Source organism: Asanoa sp. NPDC050611, from assembly GCF_040654855.1.
Taxonomy (GTDB): Bacteria; Actinomycetota; Actinomycetes; order Mycobacteriales; family Micromonosporaceae; genus Asanoa.
Genome location: NZ_JBFAIU010000006.1, coordinates 1 through 17425 on the forward strand (window position 1 = coordinate 1; position 17425 = coordinate 17425).

At 72.2% G+C, this 17425-nt stretch carries 19 protein-coding genes; 13 read left to right on the forward strand and 6 right to left on the reverse strand.

The genetic code is table 11. The annotated features are described in order from the left end of the window. From AB0H87_RS01810 to AB0H87_RS01840, 7 genes are all read left to right on the forward strand, one after another. On the forward strand, nt 1-889 hold an 889-nt coding region (locus tag AB0H87_RS01810; RefSeq protein WP_360137953.1), incomplete at its 5' end, for a peptidoglycan-binding domain-containing protein. Next, on the forward strand, nt 886-1554 hold the full coding sequence (locus tag AB0H87_RS01815) for an ABC transporter ATP-binding protein (protein WP_360137956.1): 669 nt from the start codon (nt 886-888) through the stop codon (nt 1552-1554). The genes AB0H87_RS01810 and AB0H87_RS01815, both read left to right, overlap by 4 nt. Next, the gene (locus AB0H87_RS01820) at nt 1544-2728 is read left to right on the forward strand and encodes an ABC transporter permease (RefSeq protein WP_360137959.1); all 1185 of its coding nucleotides are present in this window, start codon (nt 1544-1546) and stop codon (nt 2726-2728) included. Before AB0H87_RS01815 ends, AB0H87_RS01820 begins: the two co-directional genes overlap by 11 nt. 45 nt (nt 2729-2773) lie before the next feature. Continuing rightward, nucleotides 2774-3112: a PadR family transcriptional regulator gene (locus tag AB0H87_RS01825; protein WP_360137962.1), complete on the forward strand. Its 339-nt coding sequence runs from the start codon at nt 2774-2776 to the stop codon at nt 3110-3112. Further along, a complete protein-coding gene (locus AB0H87_RS01830) occupies nt 3109-3933 on the forward strand; it encodes an ATP-binding cassette domain-containing protein (protein ID WP_360137965.1) in 825 nt (274 codons plus the stop codon). Before AB0H87_RS01825 ends, AB0H87_RS01830 begins: the two co-directional genes overlap by 4 nt. Continuing rightward, a complete protein-coding gene (locus AB0H87_RS01835; protein ID WP_360137968.1) occupies nt 3930-4613 on the forward strand; it encodes a hypothetical protein in 684 nt (227 codons plus the stop codon). Before AB0H87_RS01830 ends, AB0H87_RS01835 begins: the two co-directional genes overlap by 4 nt. Before the next feature lie 81 nt (nt 4614-4694). Beyond that, nucleotides 4695-5564, forward strand: coding sequence for a mechanosensitive ion channel family protein (locus AB0H87_RS01840; RefSeq protein WP_360137971.1), 870 nt, complete (start codon nt 4695-4697; stop codon nt 5562-5564). Between the two features lie 358 nt (nt 5565-5922). Here the strand turns inward: AB0H87_RS01840 and AB0H87_RS01845 are convergent, their stop codons facing one another. Next, nucleotides 5923-6369, reverse strand: a complete 447-nt coding sequence (locus AB0H87_RS01845; RefSeq protein WP_360137974.1) for a DinB family protein — start codon at nt 6367-6369, stop codon at nt 5923-5925. A gap of 64 nt (nt 6370-6433) precedes the next feature. Here AB0H87_RS01845 and AB0H87_RS01850 point away from each other — a divergent pair, with 64 nt between their 5' ends. Then, entirely contained in the window at nt 6434-7126 is a 693-nt protein-coding gene (locus AB0H87_RS01850; RefSeq protein WP_360137977.1) for a helix-turn-helix transcriptional regulator, read from the forward strand. Here the strand turns inward: AB0H87_RS01850 and AB0H87_RS01855 are convergent. Then, entirely contained in the window at nt 7123-7554 is a 432-nt protein-coding gene (locus AB0H87_RS01855; protein ID WP_360137980.1) for a hypothetical protein, read from the reverse strand. The genes AB0H87_RS01850 and AB0H87_RS01855 overlap by 4 nt on opposite strands. 2045 nt (nt 7555-9599) lie before the next feature. On the opposite strand from AB0H87_RS01855, the gene AB0H87_RS01860 reads away from it, so the two are divergent. Continuing rightward, nucleotides 9600-10142, forward strand: a complete 543-nt coding sequence (locus tag AB0H87_RS01860; protein ID WP_360138128.1) for a YbaK/EbsC family protein — start codon at nt 9600-9602, stop codon at nt 10140-10142. A 22-nt stretch (nt 10143-10164) separates the two neighbouring features. On the opposite strand, the gene AB0H87_RS01865 is transcribed toward AB0H87_RS01860, so the two are convergent. The 4 genes from AB0H87_RS01865 to AB0H87_RS01880 form a co-directional block, all read right to left on the reverse strand. Next, entirely contained in the window at nt 10165-10794 is a 630-nt protein-coding gene (locus AB0H87_RS01865) for a DsbA family oxidoreductase (RefSeq protein WP_360137983.1), read from the reverse strand. Nucleotides 10795-10813: 19 nt separating this feature from the next. After that, on the reverse strand, nt 10814-11233 hold the full coding sequence (locus AB0H87_RS01870; RefSeq protein WP_360137986.1) for a SufE family protein: 420 nt from the start codon (nt 11231-11233) through the stop codon (nt 10814-10816). 77 nt (nt 11234-11310) lie between these two features. Beyond that, nucleotides 11311-11715 (reverse strand): CBS domain-containing protein, encoded by a 405-nt coding sequence (locus tag AB0H87_RS01875; protein WP_360137989.1) that lies wholly within the window; start codon nt 11713-11715, stop codon nt 11311-11313. 52 nt (nt 11716-11767) lie between these two features. Further along, nucleotides 11768-13531, reverse strand: coding sequence for a proline--tRNA ligase (locus AB0H87_RS01880; protein WP_360137992.1), 1764 nt, complete (start codon nt 13529-13531; stop codon nt 11768-11770). Nucleotides 13532-13650: 119 nt separating this feature from the next. Here AB0H87_RS01880 and AB0H87_RS01885 point away from each other — a divergent pair, with 119 nt between their 5' ends. The 4 genes from AB0H87_RS01885 to AB0H87_RS01900 all read left to right on the forward strand — a co-directional run bounded on the left by AB0H87_RS01885 (nt 13651) and on the right by AB0H87_RS01900 (nt 17413). After that, nucleotides 13651-14427: an SGNH/GDSL hydrolase family protein gene (locus AB0H87_RS01885; RefSeq protein WP_360137995.1), complete on the forward strand. Its 777-nt coding sequence runs from the start codon at nt 13651-13653 to the stop codon at nt 14425-14427. Nucleotides 14428-14462: 35 nt separating this feature from the next. Next, the gene (locus AB0H87_RS01890; protein ID WP_360137998.1) at nt 14463-15737 is read left to right on the forward strand and encodes an aminotransferase class V-fold PLP-dependent enzyme; all 1275 of its coding nucleotides are present in this window, start codon (nt 14463-14465) and stop codon (nt 15735-15737) included. Nucleotides 15738-15762: 25 nt separating this feature from the next. Continuing rightward, nucleotides 15763-16668, forward strand: coding sequence for a sulfurtransferase (locus AB0H87_RS01895; protein WP_360138001.1), 906 nt, complete (start codon nt 15763-15765; stop codon nt 16666-16668). A gap of 121 nt (nt 16669-16789) precedes the next feature. After that, nucleotides 16790-17413 (forward strand): helix-turn-helix domain-containing protein, encoded by a 624-nt coding sequence (locus tag AB0H87_RS01900; RefSeq protein WP_360138131.1) that lies wholly within the window; start codon nt 16790-16792, stop codon nt 17411-17413. The last annotated feature ends 12 nt before the right edge of the window (nt 17414-17425 follow it).

Here is a 17425-nt window from a genome sequence, read left to right on the forward strand (position 1 = left end):
GCTGGTCGCCACCGACGAGGTCGACGGCCGGCTCGGCTACGGCGACCCGGTCGCACTGCGCGGCGCCGGCGGGATGGTCACCTGGCTGGCCGCCGAGGGCGCGACGGTGACCCGGGGCAAGCCGATCTACCGGGTCGACGGGGATCCGGTGGTGCTGCTCTACGGCCCGTTGCCGGTGTACCGGCCGCTCGCGTCGGGCGTCGAGGGCGCCGACGTGCGGCAGTTCGAGCAGAACCTGGCGGCGCTGGGGTACGACGGGTTCACCGTCGACGACGACTACACGTCTGCGACGGCGTCCGCCGTCCGTTCCTGGCAGGAGGACCTCGGCGCCCCGGTCACCGGGACCGTCACCGCGACGCTCGTCGCGTACGCGCCCGGGCCGATCCGGGTCGCCGCGCACAATGCCGAGGTCGGCGCGCCGGCCGGCGGCGCGGTGCTCAGCTACACCGGCACCCGGCGGCTCGTCACGATCGACCTGCCGGTGGCGGACCGCGACCTCGCGGTGGCCGGCGCGGCGGCGACGATCCAGCTCCCCGACGGGAAGACCGCGCGGGGCAAGGTCGCCACGGTCGGCGCGGTCGCGACCGCCGCCCAGCCCGACGCCGAACCCACGGTCGAGGTGACCGTCACGGTCGCCGACGAGAAGGCGCTCGGTGACCTTCGTGAGGCGCCGGTCGACGTGGAGCTGACCGCGGAGAGTCGCGCGGACGTCCTGACCGTTCCGGTCGCCGCCCTGGTCGCGCTGGCCGAGGGCGGCTACGGCCTGCAGGTGCTCGACGGCGCCACCAGCCACTTCGTCGCGGTCGAGACCGGGCTGTTCGCGAGCGGCCGGGTCGAGGTCAGCGGCGCGGGCGTCGCCGAGGGGATGGCCGTGGGGATGCCGTCATGACGCTGGTGGCGCTGCGCGACGTGCGCAAGGTGTACCCGGGCGGGGTCGTCGCCGTCGACGGCATCTCGCTCTCCGTCGAGGCGGGCGAGCTGGTCGCGATCGTCGGGCCCTCCGGCTCGGGCAAGTCGACCGTGCTGCACCTGGTCGGCACGCTGGACCGGCCGACGTCCGGGACCGTCGAGATCGCGGGCCACGACATCGCCCGGCTCACCGACCGCCGGCTCAGCGCCCTGCGGGCCAGCCGGATCGGGTTCGTCTTCCAGCAGTTCCACCTGGCACCCGGCGTGCCGGCACTGGACGCGGTCGCCGACGGGCTGCTCTACGCGGGCGTACGCCGATCGGTGCGGCTCGACCGGGCCCGGGCGGCGCTGACCACGGTCGGGCTCGCGCACCGTCTCCGGCACCGGCCGCACGAGCTCTCCGGCGGGGAGCGGCAGCGGGTCGCGATCGCCCGGGCGGTGGTCGGTGACCCGGATCTGCTGCTCGCCGACGAACCGACCGGCAACCTCGACTCGGCGTCGGGTGCGGCGGTGCTCGAGCTGCTCCGCGGGCTGAACGCGGCCGGCACCACGATCATCGTGATCACGCACGACCGGGAGATCGCGGCGCGGTTGCCGCGCCGGGTCGAGATCCGCGACGGCCGGACGGTGAGCCATGCGAACTGAGCCTCGGCTCCGCCTCACGGACGTCGCCCGGCTCGGCGCCACCGGCTTGCGTTCCCGGCCGTTGCGGGCCGTGCTCGCCGCGCTCGGGATCGCGATCGGCATCGCGGCGATGACCGCGGTCGTCGGTGTGTCCGCCTCGTCGCGGGCCGAGTTGCAGCGCACGCTCGACCAGCTCGGCACCAACCTGCTGACGGTCGGCCCCGGCAACAAGCTGTTCGCCGACGAGCCCGCGACGCTGCCGGACGAGGCGGTCGCGATGGTGCGGCGGATCGGGCCCGTGACCTCGGTCAGTGCCACCGGCCGGGTGGACGCGAAGGTCTACCGCACCGATCGCGTCCCGGCCGCCGAGAACGGCAGCATCGCGGTGGTCGCCAGCTATCTCGACCTGCCGGCGACGGTCGGGGCGACGGTGGCCCGCGGCGGGTGGCTCAACGCGGGGACCGCGCGGTACCCGGCGGTGGTGCTGGGCCGCGTTGCGGCTGACCGGCTGGGTGCGTCCGTCGGGCAGCCGGTCTGGCTGGGCGACGCCTGGTTCACCGTGGTCGGCGTGCTGGATCCGGTGCCGCTCGCGCCGGAGCTGGACACGTCGGCGCTGGTCGGCTGGTCGGCGGCGACCGACTACCTGGGTTTCGACGGGCACGCGACGACCATCTACACGCGGGCCGACGAGGCGTCCGTGGAAGCGGTGGCGGCGGTGCTGGCCAACACCGCCAACCCGGAGTCGCCGGCGGAGGTCGAGGTGTCGCGGCCCTCGGACGCGCTGGCCGCGGGCCGGGCCGCCGACGACGCGTTCACCGGGCTGCTGCTGGGCCTCGGCGCGGTGGCGTTGCTGGTCGGCGGCGTGGGCGTGGCGAACACGATGGTCATCTCGGTGCTCGAGCGGCGGGGTGAGATCGGGCTGCGCCGCTCGCTCGGCGCCACCCGGGGGCAGATCCGGACGCAGTTCCTCGCCGAGTCGCTGCTGCTCTGCGCGCTCGGCGGGATCGGCGGCGTGCTGCTCGGCATCGGCGTGACCACGGCGTACGCGGTGACCCAGGGTTGGCCCGCGGTCGTGCCGGCGTGGGCCTCGCTCGGCGCCGTCGCGGCGACCCTGTTGATCGGTGCGATCGCGGGGCTCTATCCGGCCGTGCGCGCCGCCCGGCTCGCGCCGACGGAAGCACTGGCCGCGCCGTAGCTAGATGGTTCCGCTATCTAGATAGCCGTGCTAGCGTGCTCGACCATGGATCAGGATCGCCGGGCGCAGTGGCTACGGGGCGTGCTCGACCTGTGCGTCCTCGGGCTGCTCGCGCGCGGCGACTCCTACGGCTACGAGCTGGCCCAGTCGCTGCAGTCCGCCGGGCTCGGCGCGATCCAGGGCGGCACGCTCTATCCCGTGCTGTTGCGGTTGCAGCGCTCCGGCCTGGTGACCGTCTACTGGCGTGAGGGCGGCGGCGGCCCGGCCCGCAAGTACTACCAGGTCAGCCCCGCCGGGCGGGCGGTGCTCTCCGAGGCCTCGGGCCAGTGGGCGGCGTTCGCCGGCGGGGTCGGCGCGATACTCCAGGAAAGGACGGCGCGGTGAGATACGAGATCTGGCTGGCCGCACTCACCGATGAGCTCCGGCGGCACGGCGTCGGGCCGGACCTGGCGGGGCACGTGGTCGCCGAGGCGGCCGGGCACCTGCGCGACAGCGGCGAGCCGCCGCTGCGGGCGTTCGGTCCGCCGGCCGCGTACGCGGCGGCGGTCGCGGACAGCGTGGGCGGCCCGGTCGGCCCGGCGCGCGCGGCCGTCGGCCCGGTGCGGTTGCGGGCGATCGACATCGTCAAGCGGTACGGGCGACGCACCGTGCTCTCCGGCGTCTCGCTGGCCGTGCACGCCGGCCAGGTCGCCGCGATCGTGGGCGCCAACGGCTCCGGCAAGTCGACGTTCCTGCGGATCTGCGCCGGGCTGACCGGTGCGGACGGCGGTCGGGTCGAGCTGCACGGGACGGTCGGCTACTGCCCGCAGGCGGGCGGGACCGCCGACTTCCTCCGCGCCGACGAGCACTTCGCGCTGATCGGCGCGGGCCGGGGTGTGCCGCGCGGTGCGGCGGCCCGCGACGGTGCCCGGCAGGCGGCCGCCCTCGACTGGGCGCCGGGCGACGAGCAGGCGCGGCAGCTGTCGGGCGGCACGCGGCAGAAGCTCAACCTGGTGCTCGCCGGGCTCGGCGACCCCGACATCCTGCTGCTCGACGAGCCGTACCAGGGCTTCGACCGCGGCACCTATCTCGACTTCTGGCACGAGGTGTGGCGCTGGCGCGACGCCGGGCGGGCGGTCGTGGTGGTCACGCACCTGCTCAACCAGCTCGACCGGGTCGACGTCGTGCTCGACCTGTCGGCCGGCGACACGGGGGTGGCGGCATGACCCGGACCCTGACGGTCGCGGAGATGACGCTGCGCGAGACGGCGCGGCGGCGTGGCGTACTCCTGATGCTGCTCGTCCTGCCCCTGGCCTTCTATCTCGCCCGCCGCGGCGACCATCTCGGCCAGTCGATCCGGTTCGTGTGCCTCGGGTTGAGCTGGGCGTTGAGCACGGCGGCGCTGTTCGTGGGCTCGGCGGCGCGGTCGCTCGAACCGCGGCTGCGGCTGTCCGGCTACCGGACGCACGACCTGTTCCTCGGTCGGCTGGCGGCGCTCTGGGCACTCGGGTTGGGGCTGTCGGCGCCGTACTTCCTGCTGATCAGGTTCGACCAGCACGACGTGCGGTACGGCGCGATCGCGGTGATCATGCTGATCGGCGTGCTCGTGGCGCCGCTGTTCGGGCTCGCGGTCAGCGCGCTGCTGCCCCGCGACCTCGAAGGCATGCTCGTGCTGCTCACGGTCGTCGGGCTGCAGATGATCCTCGACCCGGCCGGCAACGCGGCCCGCTTGCTGCCGTTCTGGTACAGCCGGGAGATCGGCACGTACGCGATCGACCACACGTCGGCGGGCTACCTCGATCGCGGGCTGCTGCACGGCGCGGTGACCGCGGGACTACTCCTCGCAGTCGTCGCCGTGGCCTTCGGTGTGCGGCTCCGTCGGCGGCCACACGTCCGAATCGTGTGATTCTCGCCGCGCCCGATCCGGCCGCTCGGCTGGTGCGAGGCCGCGGCGCCCGTGTCAGGATGGGTTGCCATGGTGGTGGCGATGGCTCCTTTGGACGACCTGACCGACTGGCTCCGCGGCAGTGGTCTGGAGATCGTCCTCTTCGTCACCGGCGCGATCCTGCTGTCGCGTCTGGCTCGCTGGATCAGCGGCCGCATCTACCAGCGCATCGACGCCCGGCCGGCCGGCAACGAGCAGATCGCGGACGAGGCGGCCAAGCACCGCCACGTCGTCACGCAGGGCCTGACCTGGGTCGTCATCGTGATGATCTACTCGATCGCGGCCGTGCTGGTGCTCTCGCGCCTCGGCATCCCGATCACCGGCCTGGTCGCGCCCGCGGCGGTGCTCGGTGTCGCGCTCGGCTTCGGCGCCCAGCGGATCGTGCAGGACATCCTGGCCGGGACGTTCATCATCTTCGAGCGGCAGTACGGGTTCGGTGACGTGATCCGGATCGGCACGCTGGGCTCGGAGGCCGGCGTGACCGGCACGGTCGAGGAGGTCACGCTGCGGATCACGCGGCTGCGAACGCTCCAGGGCGAGGTCGTGATTGTGCCCAACGGCCAGATCGTCCAGGTCATCAACATGTCGCGGGACTGGGCGCGGGCGGTCGTCGACGTGCCGGTGCCGGCCTCGGTCGACCTGACCCGGGCGCGCGAGATCCTGCAGGAGGTCACCGCGGCGGCGGTCGAGGACCCGGACCTCGGCCAGATGCTGCTGGACGCGCCGACCGTGCTGGGTGTGCAGAGCCTCGAGGTCGACTCGGTGCATCTGCGGATCGTGGCCCGGACGTTGCCCGGGAAGCAGTTCGACGTGGGGCGTGAACTGCGGTCGCGGGTGGCTCTGGCGTTCCAGCACGAGGGCATCCGGGTCGCCGCGGCCGTGGACACCGCCGAGCCGATGGCGGCCTCGTGAGCCGCCGGCTGTTGGGGAAGGTGCGGCTGTCGACGGTCGTACTCGGGCTGGTCTTCGTCGTGGCGTTCGTCTTCTATCTTCTGCTGCGGCCTGACCCGGCGCAGTCGACGGAGCAGCCGGGGCGGCCGGCGGGGTCGGAGCAGCGCGAGGAGCGCTCGACTCGTCCGCCGACCACGACGCCGTCGCCTTCAACGACGACGCACCGCCCTTCGCCGAGCGCTACTCCTACCCGGCCGCCGTCGCCGCGGGTGACCACGCCGCCGCCGTCAGCTACGCCCTCTCCGACGCCGCCGAGCCCTTCGCCGACGCCGTCGCCGTCTGGTGATGGGGATGCTGATGCGCCGTCGGAGGCACCGAGCTAGCTCGCTTCGGCCTGGTCGAGCATGCGGGCGTAGTAGGTGACGTTCGCGACGTGCTCGATCACCTCGCGCAGTGACCAGGCGCCGTCCTGTGGTTTCTCGTCGAGGGTCTGCGGGTCGATGTGCTGGAGCCGGGCCCGGTAGCAGGCGGCGAGCCTCGTCAGCCGGCTGCGCGCCTCGTCGAGGTCGGTCTCGGTGAACCGGGCGAAGTCGGCGTGGGTCGTGACCGTGCGGCCGTGCCACTCGTCGGGGATCGTCGGCAGCCCGGCGACGCGACAGTCGATCTCCGCGAGGTGGTCGAGCAGGTGGTCGGCGACGCGGCGAATCGCCTTGTGCGGGGTCCAGGCATTGCCGTCCCGGTAGACGGGCGTCCCGTCCCAGCCGAGCCAGGTGGCGGCCCGGGCCAGCACGTCGTCGACGGACTCCTGGATCAGTTCGGTGATCATGCAGCGACCGTAGGCGCGGGACGCTTCGGTGCCGCCCGAACTGTCGCGGGCCTACCGTTGGGCGATGACCACCGACGTAGACCTCGCGGCGGTCGCCCGGCTGATCGCGGAGCCGGCCCGGGCGGCGATGCTCGACGCGCTCCTGTCCGGCTCGGCGTTGGCGGCGGGCGAACTGGCCCGCGCGGCCCGGGTCCGCCCGTCGACGGCGAGCGGGCACCTGGCCCAGCTGGTCTCCGGCGGTTTGGTGGAGGTCACGCACAGCGGCCGGCACCGGTACTTCCGGCTGGCCTCGGCCGATGTGGCGCACGCGCTGGAGGCACTGGGCGCGATCAGCCCGCCGCGGCCGGTGCGGTCGCTACGCCAGTCGCGCACCGACGAAGCGATGACCTTGGCCCGCACGTGCTACGACCACCTAGCCGGCGTGGTCGCGGTGGCCCTGGTCGACGCGTTCGTGGCGGATGGTCTGCTGGTCGCCGGCGGTGACGGTTTCGTCCTGACGCCGGCGGGCGCTTCGGCGCTGGCCGACGCCGGCGTGGACGTGGCGGGGGCGCGGTCGACACGGCGTTCCTTCGCGCGCTCATGCCTGGACTTCACGGAGCGGCGGCCGCATCTGGCGGGCGCACTGGGCGCGGCGGTGTGCACGCACGCGTTGGCGGAGGGTTGGTTCGTGCGGCGCGCACCGGGCGGCCGCGCACTCCGGATCACGGACGAGGGCCGCCGCCAGCTGGCGAAGCGGTGGCAGATCGAGGCGCCCTAGCTGGGCTTGCTGAGTACGCGAGCGACCATCTCGAAGGACGCGGCACCGAGATCAAGGTCGGCGGCGGCTTCGCGAATGGGCTGGCCGGCCTGCGGGTCGTACCCCTGGAGCCCGGTCTCCTCCTCGACGACCTGACCGAGGAGAAACATGGTCCGGAGTACGGCGGTGGCGCTGTCGGGGACCGTCATCTCGGCGGAGTCGGCGCAGAGGATGAGCTGTATGCCGGTGCCTTCGTGGGTGAGCTGTCCGTTGTCGTCGCTGAGCGTGGTGACGAGGTCGCCCAGCAGCAGCTTGGCCCGCTTCGTGACGCGCTGCCAGACCTGTTCGTCGGGCCCGGCACCGAAGTCCTGGTAGTCCTCGGCGACTTCGAGCGCCTCGTCCCAGGTTTGCCCCGGCTGCCGGCGCATGAACAGAAGGTCATAGCCCACGCGCGCAGCGTACCGGCTGGAGTGCCGGACATGGACGAGCGTGAACAGGTCGGGATGGCCGACTTGCGGTCCGGGCTCGCGCCCTTTAGACGGACCCACACTCAGCCACGCGGCCACCTGCGCGTGGGTCGGGCTCGAGCTCTGCTCCCTCAGTCCGGGCAGCAGGCGATCTGCTCCCCGATTGCGCCTCGTGGTGGGGTTGAAGAGCGTTTCGACCAACAGCAGGCTGCCGACTGAGGCCTCTTAGTCGGAGGCCGAGCAGCCAACCGGTTCTTGGGCGCGTCGCCCACCACCACACTGGCCGGCCGTTGCGGCAACTGCCGTGCCGGGCGCCGGCTGCGGGACCCTGTCGTGCCTGGGCGGAGTCGCGGCGAGCGCGCTCTGCCCGGTGGGTGTGCGCGGCAACCACAGTCTGCCTGTCCCGACCGATCGCTGGTTGATCTTGTTGGGGACTTCCGCGATGGAAGCGTCCGGTGGGTCGTGCAACCGCGATCGTCGACAGCTGTGACGCCAACTACTCTCCGCCCGTGGGATTGCGGCGATCGCACCTACTGCGGGAGGTGGGCGGCGACCGCGACCACTACGGCAGGCGTTGTGGCGCGCGGCGCCCAATGCGCGACCTAGTGCGGCCCTGCGCTCAGCGCGGGAGGTGTTGCGGCGACCCTGCCCACCGCGGGAGGCGGCGCGGCGGAACGCCTACTGCGGGCGGTGGCGCGGCGGCCGCGCCGACTGCGGGAGGTGCTGCGGCGCGCAGCGCCTAACGCACGAGTTGTTGTGGCGACCGTTGCTGACTGCGGGAGGCGCTGCGGCGCGCAGCGCCTACTCCGCGGGAGTTGCTGTGGCGCGCGGCGCCCACGGCGCGATCTGGTGCAAGCCGCGCGCTCAGCGCGGGAGGTGGTGCGGCGACCGCGCCCACCGCGGCAGGCGTCGCGGCGCGTGGTGCCCAGTGCGCGAGGTGTTGTGGCACCGCGCTCAGTGCGGGAGTTGTTGTGGCGCGGCGGCGCCGACTGCGCGAGGCACGGCGACAGCGGTCGGTGCGGGGAGGTTGTCGTGGCGCGGTGGCCCCTACTGCTGGCGGTGTTGTGGAGACCGCGCCCACCGCGGGAGGCGTTGCGGCGCGCGGCGCCCAGTGCGCGACGTCGTGCGGCGACCGCGTTCAGCGCGATGCCTTGCGGCGACCGCGGTCAGTGCGGGAGGTGTTCCGGCGCGGGCGTCTACTGCGGGAGGTGGTGCGGCACTGCGGTCAGTGCGGGAGGTGATGTGGCGCCGCGGTCAGTGCGGGAGGTGTACCGGCCGGCTGTGCTAGTGGGGGAGGCGTTGCGGCAACGGCGCGCGACCGTGCGGTTGGACGGGGCGCGGCGATGTGGGGTGGCACGCTTCGCGAGCCCCAGTGCAGCGACTGGCCCTCGTCGACGCGGCATGGGACAGAACCAGGACCAACCCGATGCACGGCCGCGGGGCACCAGCGCCGGCAACGTCGCACCGGCACCCGGCGGCTGGCTGGCGCCGTGGGGAAGCTCCGACCTGGCCGACACGCGCTCTCTGGCCGGGGGTTGGACCGCGCGTTGCGCTGTGGGGGGTTGCGGCAACCACGGTGTGCGGCTTCGCGGCAACTGCGGCCTGCCTTGTGTGCAGGTGGCGTCCTGCCCCCGCGGTTCATAGCGGCAAGTGAGCGCGGCAGATGCGGGCGTCGTCGGCCACCCTCGTCAAGGTCATGTCGCGGCAAGTGGGGGGTGATTGCCACTTGTTCAGCAACGGCGCCGCCCACATGGGTGTCGCGTTAACCGCCGGGCACTCGATGCCGTTGCGGCGCGCCTACCATTCATCGCCTCGGGCACGACGAGGTCGGGTTGCGTTCGCCGGGCGAAGCGTGAACTGCCCCGCGACCGCCTGCGGAGACACGCGCGGGGCAGTGATCAGCCCGCCAAGACTCAAATGGCGCTGATCAAGCCAGGAACCCTTCCCCACGGGCCGGCGCTTGGCTACGGCTTCGGGTGGTCGGGGGGCGGGCATAGCTGGCGCTTCGTGGCAGGATCGGCGGTGTGTTGGGAACGCTGAAGACTGAGCCGGCTCTGGGCCGGGTGGATCTGCTGGCCAAGCCTGTTATCGAGGCACTCGATCGCTGGCCCGACGCCGCCGCTGTGGCTGTTGACGACGTCCTCGTCGCGCCGATCGACGCGGAGTTGGCCGACACCGCCGCCTTCTGCGAGGCGTACGACGTCGGCCTTGATGTTTCCGCCAACTGCGTCATCGTGGCCGGTAAGCGGGGTGGGGACGTGCGCTACGCCGCCTGCCTGGTGTTGGCGACCACTCGCGCCGATGTCAACGGCGTTGTGCGGAAGATGCTCGACGTGCGGAAGGCGAGCTTCGCCCCCATGGACGAGGCGGTCGCCTTGACCGGGATGGAGTACGGCGGCATCACGCCGATCGGGTTGCCCGCTGACTGGCCGGTCCTGGTCGACGCCCGCGTCGCTGGCACGGCGCGGGTGATTATCGGGTCCGGCGTGCGGCACAGCAAGATCGAGCTGCCGGGTGCCGCGTTGCCGTTGCTGCCCAACGCGCAGGTCGTCGAGGACCTTGCCCGTTGATGTTCCACGTGGAACACGAAGATCAACTAGCCTCGCGCTTCTCCACCTCGGCCAGGACCTGCAGCAGCGTCTCTGATTCCTGAGCGCCGCTCACACCGTACTTCCCGGCGAAGACGAACATCGGCACCGCGGTGATGCCGAGGTCGCGTGCCTCGGCCAGCGCCGCACGCACCTCGTCCGTGCCTTCGCCCGACGACAGGTAAGCCGCCGCCTCCGTCGAGTCGAGGCCGACCGTGCCCGCCAGCCGCGCCAACTCGGCGTGCGAGCCCACGTCCACGCCGTCGACGAAGTGCGCCTGATAAAGCGCCTCGACCAGCTCGCCCGACTTGCCCACCTGGTCGGCCAGCCGGACCAGCCGGTGCGCGTCGAAGGTGTTGGCCGTCAGCGACTTCGCGAAATTGATCTCCAGGCCGTCACGGGCCGCGGTCTGCGCCGTCTGCTCCGTGATCTGCCGGGCGCGCTCCGGGCCGCCGAACTTGCGGGCCAGCGCCTCGACGGTCGGCTCCGGACGGGTTACGGGGGAGGGGTCGAGCTGGAAGGGCCGGTACCGGACGGTCACGTCCCCGGCATAGGACGCGAGCGCCTTCTCGAACCGGTGCTTGCCGATGTAGCACCAGGGGCAGACGACATCGGCGTAGATTTCGATTTCCACGCCAACGGCAACCCGCCGCTCAGGAAGTCTGTTCCCGCACCTGCCGCTTGAGCCGCGCCAGAATCGCGCCGCCGCCGCGGACCCGCAGCGGACTGATCGCGTGTGCCAGACCCATCTGCTGATAAAGATCGTCGGGTACGGACAGCACCTCGTCAGCACTCGCCCCCGACAGCCCCTCGGCCAGGATGCCCGCGAACGCCCGTGTCGTCGGCGCCTCGGGCGGGCAGTCGAACCACGCCGTCACGGTCTTGTCCGCGGCGACGGTGGCCTTGAGGAAGAACGGCGTCTGGCACTCGGGCACAGGCTCCATCCCGGCGTGCCCCGCCATCTCAGGGGGCAGCGGCGGCACGGCGTCCGAGAATTCGAGCAGCATCTCCAGCACCACGTCACGTGGCGCGGTGCGGAACTCCTCGACGATCTCGGCCAGCTTGGGCGGCATCTCTCAAGATTAGAGCCTCTCCGGCCGATCGACCCGCGTCGAGCCGCCGCCGTGCGCGAAGACAGCCCGCCGGCCAGCTAGCTGCGCTGCGCCGTGACCGCTGTCTCATGGACCAGCGCCAGATCACCCAGCGCGATGATCCCCACCAACTGCCGATCGGCATCCGCGACCAGGACCCGGCGCACCGCACGCTGCCGCATCAGGTCGGCCGCCTCCTTCAGCGTCGACGACTGCTCGATGATGACGATCTCCCGCACCGCCACCTCGCCCAGCGTCACCGACGACGGCTTCTTGTTGGTCGCGACCGACCGCGTCACGATGTCGCGGTCGGTGACCATCCCAGCCAGGTTGGCGCCCTCGGTCACCACCACGTCACCGATGTCGGCTTCAGCCATCGCCCGGGCCGCCTCGTCGAGCGGGGTCTCCGACGGCAGGTACACGATCCGCTTTGTCATCACGTCCGCGACTCGCACAATGGCCACGACGCCTCCCCGCTCCCCCTCGTGACACCAGCGGTACCCCAGGCCCGCTCAGCTAAGCCGACGGTACGCCGGAAATAGCTCTGCCAGTCGCAATCGCGTCAGCAACCTCCTCGACGGACATCTCGACCCGCGATCCGGTCGCCCGGGACCGCACCTCGACCACGCCCTCACCGAAACGACGGCCGACCACGACGGCCACCGGCATGCCCAGCAGCTCCGCGTCGGTGAACTTGACCCCGGGCGAGACAGGACGGTCGTCGACCAGCACGCGCAGGCCCGACCGCGACAGCCGCGCACCCAACTCCAGCGCCCCCGCCACCTGCTCACCCTTGCCCGCCGCGACCACGTGCACGTCGACCGGCGCCACCGCGGCCGGCCAGACCAGCCCCCGCGAGTCGTGGTGCTGTTCAGCGATCGCTGCGACGGCCCGGGAGATCCCGATGCCGTACGAGCCCATCGTCGGCCGCACCGGCTTGCCGTCGGCACCCAGCGCGTCGACCCCGAACGCGTCGGTGAACCGCCGCCCGAGCTGGAAGATGTGCCCGATCTCAATGCCCCGCCGCATGGTCAACGTGCCCGCACCACACTCCGGGCACGGATCGCCCTCGTGCACCGCCGCCGCCTCGATCGTGCCGTCCGCGACGAAGTCGCGCCCATGGGTCACCGAGACCGCATGCCGCCCGAGCGCGTTCGCACCGGTCAACCAGGCCGTGCCGACCGCCACCCGTGGATCGACGAGATACCGGATGCCGAGCCCGGCCAGCACCTGCGGACCGATATAACCCCGGACCAGCGCCGGGTACGCGGCCCAGTCGTCGAACAGCTCCACCGTGGCCGGCTCGACCGCCGCGGCCAGCCGCTTGAGGTCGACCTCCCGGTCACCGGGCACCCCGATCACCAGCGGCGCACCCTTGCCACCGGGCGGCGTGACCGTGACGACGACGTTCTTGAGCGTGTCGGCCGCCGTCCAATCGGAGCGTCCGCCCAGCTCCCGCGCGTTGGCCAGCGCCACCAGCGACTCGATGGTCGGCGTGTCCGGCGTGTCGTGCGTGGACGCCGCCGGCTGCAGCGCCGGATCGACAGCCACACCAGGCGGCGTCACCACCGCCTCCACGTTGGCCGCGTAGCCACAGGAGGCGCACGCCACATAGGTGTCCTCGCCCACGGGTGTCGTGGCCAGGAACTCCTCGGACGCCGACCCACCCATCAGCCCCGACGACGCCTTGACGATGGCATAGCTCATCCCGAGCCGATCGAAGATCCGCTGGTACGCGCCGCGCATGGTCGCGTAAGAGGCGTCGAGCCCGGCGTCGGTGAGGTCGAACGAGTACGCGTCCTTCATCAGGAACTCGCGCCCCCGCAGCAACCCGGCCCGGGGCCGCGCCTCATCCCGGAACTTCGTCTGCACCTGGTAGAGCAGCACCGGAAAGTCCCGATAGGAGCCGCACAGGTCGCGCACGAGCAGCGCGAACATCTCCTCGTGCGTCGGTGCCAGCAGGTATTCCGCGCCGCGCCGGTCGGCCAGCCGGAAGATCCCGTCGCCGTACTCGGTCCACCGCCCGCTCGTCTCGTAGGGCTCCCGCGGCAGCAGCGCCGGGAACTGCACCTCCTGCGCACCCACGGCGGCCAGCTCGGCGCGGACCAGGTCGGTGACCCGGTCGACCAGCAGCTTGCCGAGCGGCAGCCAGGTGAAGCCACCCGGCGCGGCCCGCCGGACGTATCCGGCCCGCAGCAGCAGGCGGTGGCTCGCGACCTCGGCATCCGCCGGATCCTCGCGCAAGGTGCGGAGGAACAGCGTGGTCATGCGGAGCAGCATTCGGGCAGCGTAGGCCCGCCGAAACGGCACCGTCGACCCAGTTTGTTACCTGCATGATGCAGTGATGTTTCTGACACGGACGGGTGGCGTTCAAGGTCCCCAGTGCCACAATGCGGCACGTGCGTTGGGGTACCTATGTAGCGATCGGCGACAGCTTCACCGAGGGAATGGACGATCCGTACCCGGACGGCACGTACCGCGGCTGGGCCGATCTGGTCGCGGCCCGCCTGGCCGCCGACCGGCCCGACTTCCGCTACGCCAACCTCGCCATCCGTGGCCGGCTGTTCCCCAACGTCGTCGCCGAGCAGGTGCCGGCCGCCGTGGCGATGCGGCCCGATCTGATCAGTTTCGCCGCGGGCGGCAACGACGTGCTGCGGCGCTCGTTCGACCCGGCCACGCTGATGGCCCGCTTCGACACGGTCGTCGGGGAGTTGCGCGGGACCGGCGCCGACGTCGTGGTGTTCCGGTTCGCCGACGTCACCGCCCGCCTGCCCGGCCAGCGGATCATCGGCCCGCGGGCGGCGATGCTCAACCAGGCCGTCGGCGAGACCGCCGACCGCCACGGCGCCCACCTCATCGACCTGTTCGCCGACGACGAGTTCCGCAACCCGGTCATGTGGGGCCCGGACCGCCTGCACCTGTCGGCTGCCGGGCATCGCCGGGTCGCCGGTCACGTGCTCACCGCCCTGGGCGTGCAGTCGGATCCGCAGTGGATGGTCCCGCCCGAGTGGCTGCCGGCGGGGCGCTGGCTCGCCGCCCGCGCGGCCGACGCCCGCTGGGCCGGCCGGCACCTGGCACCGTGGATCAAGCGGCGGCTGACCGGCCGCTCGTCGGGCGACCTGATCACCGCGAAGCGACCGGACCTCACGCCGTACACCGAGGTCCAGACCGAGTGACCCGGGTGTGACCTCGACGGTGTTCACTGTGTCGCATGGCACAGCTGAGCCGCCGGGGACTCCTGGGAGCCACCGCCGCGGTCGGCCTGCTCGGCGTCGCGGCATGTGAAGGTGCGGACACCCAGGCGCCGACGTTCGACCCGCGCGACTGGGCCAGCGTCCGCGCCCAGTTCGCCCTCGACCCCGCCGTCGCGCACCTGTCCACGTTCGTCTTCGCGCCGCACCCCGCGCCCGTGCGGGCGGCGATCGAGCGGCATCGGGCGGGCTTCGACCGCGACCCGATCGGCTACCTGCACGCCAACGAGGCGATCGAGGAGGGCCGGGTGGCCGGCGCGGCGATGCGCTACCTCGGCACCGGCGCCGACGGGGTCGCGTTCACCGACTCGACAACCATGGGCCTCGGCCTGCTCTACAGCGGGTTGCGCCTGAGCAGCGGCGACGAGGTGCTGACGACCACGCACGACTTTTACGCGACCCACGAGGCCCTGCGGCTGCGCGCCGAGCGCGACGGCGTCGCGGTGCGCCAGGTCGCGGTCTACGCCGACCCGGCCAGCGCCAGCGTCGACGAGATCGTCGGCAAGCTGACCGCCGCGCTCCAGCCCAGGACCAGGGTCGTCGCCGTGACCTGGGTGCATTCGAGCACCGGCGTACGCATGCCGATCCGCGAGATCGCCGACGCGCTGACGGGTCGGGACGTCCTGCTCTGCGTCGACGGCGTGCACGGCTTCGGGGCGGTCGACGCGACACCGGCGGCCCTGGGCTGCGACTTCCTCGTCTCGGGCACGCACAAGTGGCTGCACGGCCCGCGCGGCACCGGCCTGATCTGGGGTTCCACCCGCGGCTGGGCCGGCTACACACCGAGCGTGCCGACGTTCGACCCGCGCGGCATCACGAGCTGGCTGACCGCCGGCCGGGTCCCGATCCCGCCCGGCCCGGCGGCCACCCCGGGCGGCTACCACAGCTTCGAGCACCGCTGGGCGCTCGCGGAGGCCTTGCAGCTCCACGACAGCATCGGCCGCGACCGGGTCGCCGGCCGGGTCCGCGAGCTGGCCACCCGGCTCAAGGACGGGCTGGCCGGCATCGGCGGGGTCACGCTGGTCACGCCGCGCGATCCTGGGCTGTCCGCCGGCCTGGTCTGCTGCACGGTCGGCAACCTGCAGGTCGACGAGGCCGTCGGCCGGCTCGCCGCGGCCAAGGTGGTCGCCACCGCGACGCCCTACCGGACGACGTACCTGCGGTTCGGTCCGGGCATCGCCAACACCGAGGAGCACGTCGACGCGGCGGTGCGCGCCGTTCAAGGCCTCGTCTGACGGTTACGGGTATAGCGTTGCGCTTATGCCCGTTTCCAACGACCCGGATCCACGGCTGCAGGCGTACGCGCACCCGCAGTCGCTGGTTACGACGGAGTGGCTGGCGGAGAACCTGGGCCGCGACGGCCTGGTGGTCGTCGAGTCCGACGAAGACGTGCTGCTCTACGAGTCCGGCCACATCCCGGGTGCCGTCAAGGTCGACTGGCACACCGAGCTGAACGACGAGGTCACCCGCGACTACGTCGACCCGGAGACCTTCGCGGCGCTGTGTGCGGCCAAGGGCATCAGCCGGGACGACACGGTCGTCTTCTACGGCGACAACTTCAACTGGTGGGCGGCGTACGCCCTCTGGGTGTTCTCCTTGTTCGGTCATCCGGACGTGCGGCTGCTCGACGGCGGCCGGCAGAAGTGGGCCGCCGAAGGGCGCGAGCTGACCCGCGACAAGACCCAGCGACCGCCGACTCCATACCCGGTGCCGCGCCGGGACGATGCCCGGATCCGGGCGTTCCGCGAGCAGGTGCTGGCGCACGTGCAGGCCGGCCGCCCACTGGTCGACGTCCGCTCGCCCGACGAGTACACCGGCAAGCTGCTCGCCATGCCGGACTACCCGCAGGAGGGCGCGCTGCGCGGCGGGCACATCCCGGGCGCCGTCAACAAGCCCTGGAAGACCGCGGCCAACGACGACGGGACGTTCAAGCCCACCGACGAGCTGCGGGTGATCTACGAGGACCAGCTGGGGCTGTCCGAAGGGGACGACGTCATCGCGTACTGCCGGATCGGGGAGCGGTCCAGCCACACCTGGTTCGTGCTGCAGCACCTGCTCGGGTTCACGCACGTCCGCAACTACGACGGCTCCTGGACCGAGTGGGGCAACCTGGTGCGGTCGCCGATCGCCAAGGGCGCGGAACCGGGCGGCGGGAAGCGCGGATAGTGACGTCCAGCACGCCGGACGGCTAGGACATATCCCCGCAAAAACCCTCAAAACACCAGGAGAAATTCAAGATCACGACACCTTGTTGGTCTTGACACCTGGCTAGGCTGGCGACGTGACGCTGGAACAACAAGCGGACCCCGCCACCCTGAGCGCCGCGTCCACACCGCCCAAGCGCCGGTCGCGGCGTGACGAGATCCTGGAGATCGCGGTCGGCCTGTTCGCCGCCCGCGGCTACCACGGCGTGTCGATGGACGATATCGGGTCGGCGGCGGGGGTCACCGGCCCCGCGCTCTACCACCACTTCGCCGGCAAGGAGGCGATGCTGGCCGCGGCGCTGATCCCGGTCAGCGAAGGCCTGCTGGCCGGTGGCCGGGAGCGGGTCGCCAAGCACCCGGGGGAAACCGCCCTGCCGTCGCTGGTCCAGTTCCACGTCGACTTCGCCCTGGCCAACCCCGCGGTGATCGCGCTGCACCTGCACGAGCTCGACCGGCTGCCGGACGAGCCGCGGCGACAGATCCGCCGGCTGCAGCGCCTCTACGTCGAGGAGTGGGTCAAGGTGCTGCTCTCGATCCGCCCAGAGCTGACCGCGCCCGAGGCCCGCGCGCTTGCCCACGCCGCGTTCGGCCTGATGAACTCCACCCCGTTCCTGGGCGAGGAGGTCCACCGGGATCGCCTCGCCGAGCTCCTGCGTGCCGCGACCATGGCGGCGCTCCAGCCCACACCGGCCGGCCCCAACGCCTGAATCGACACGCCA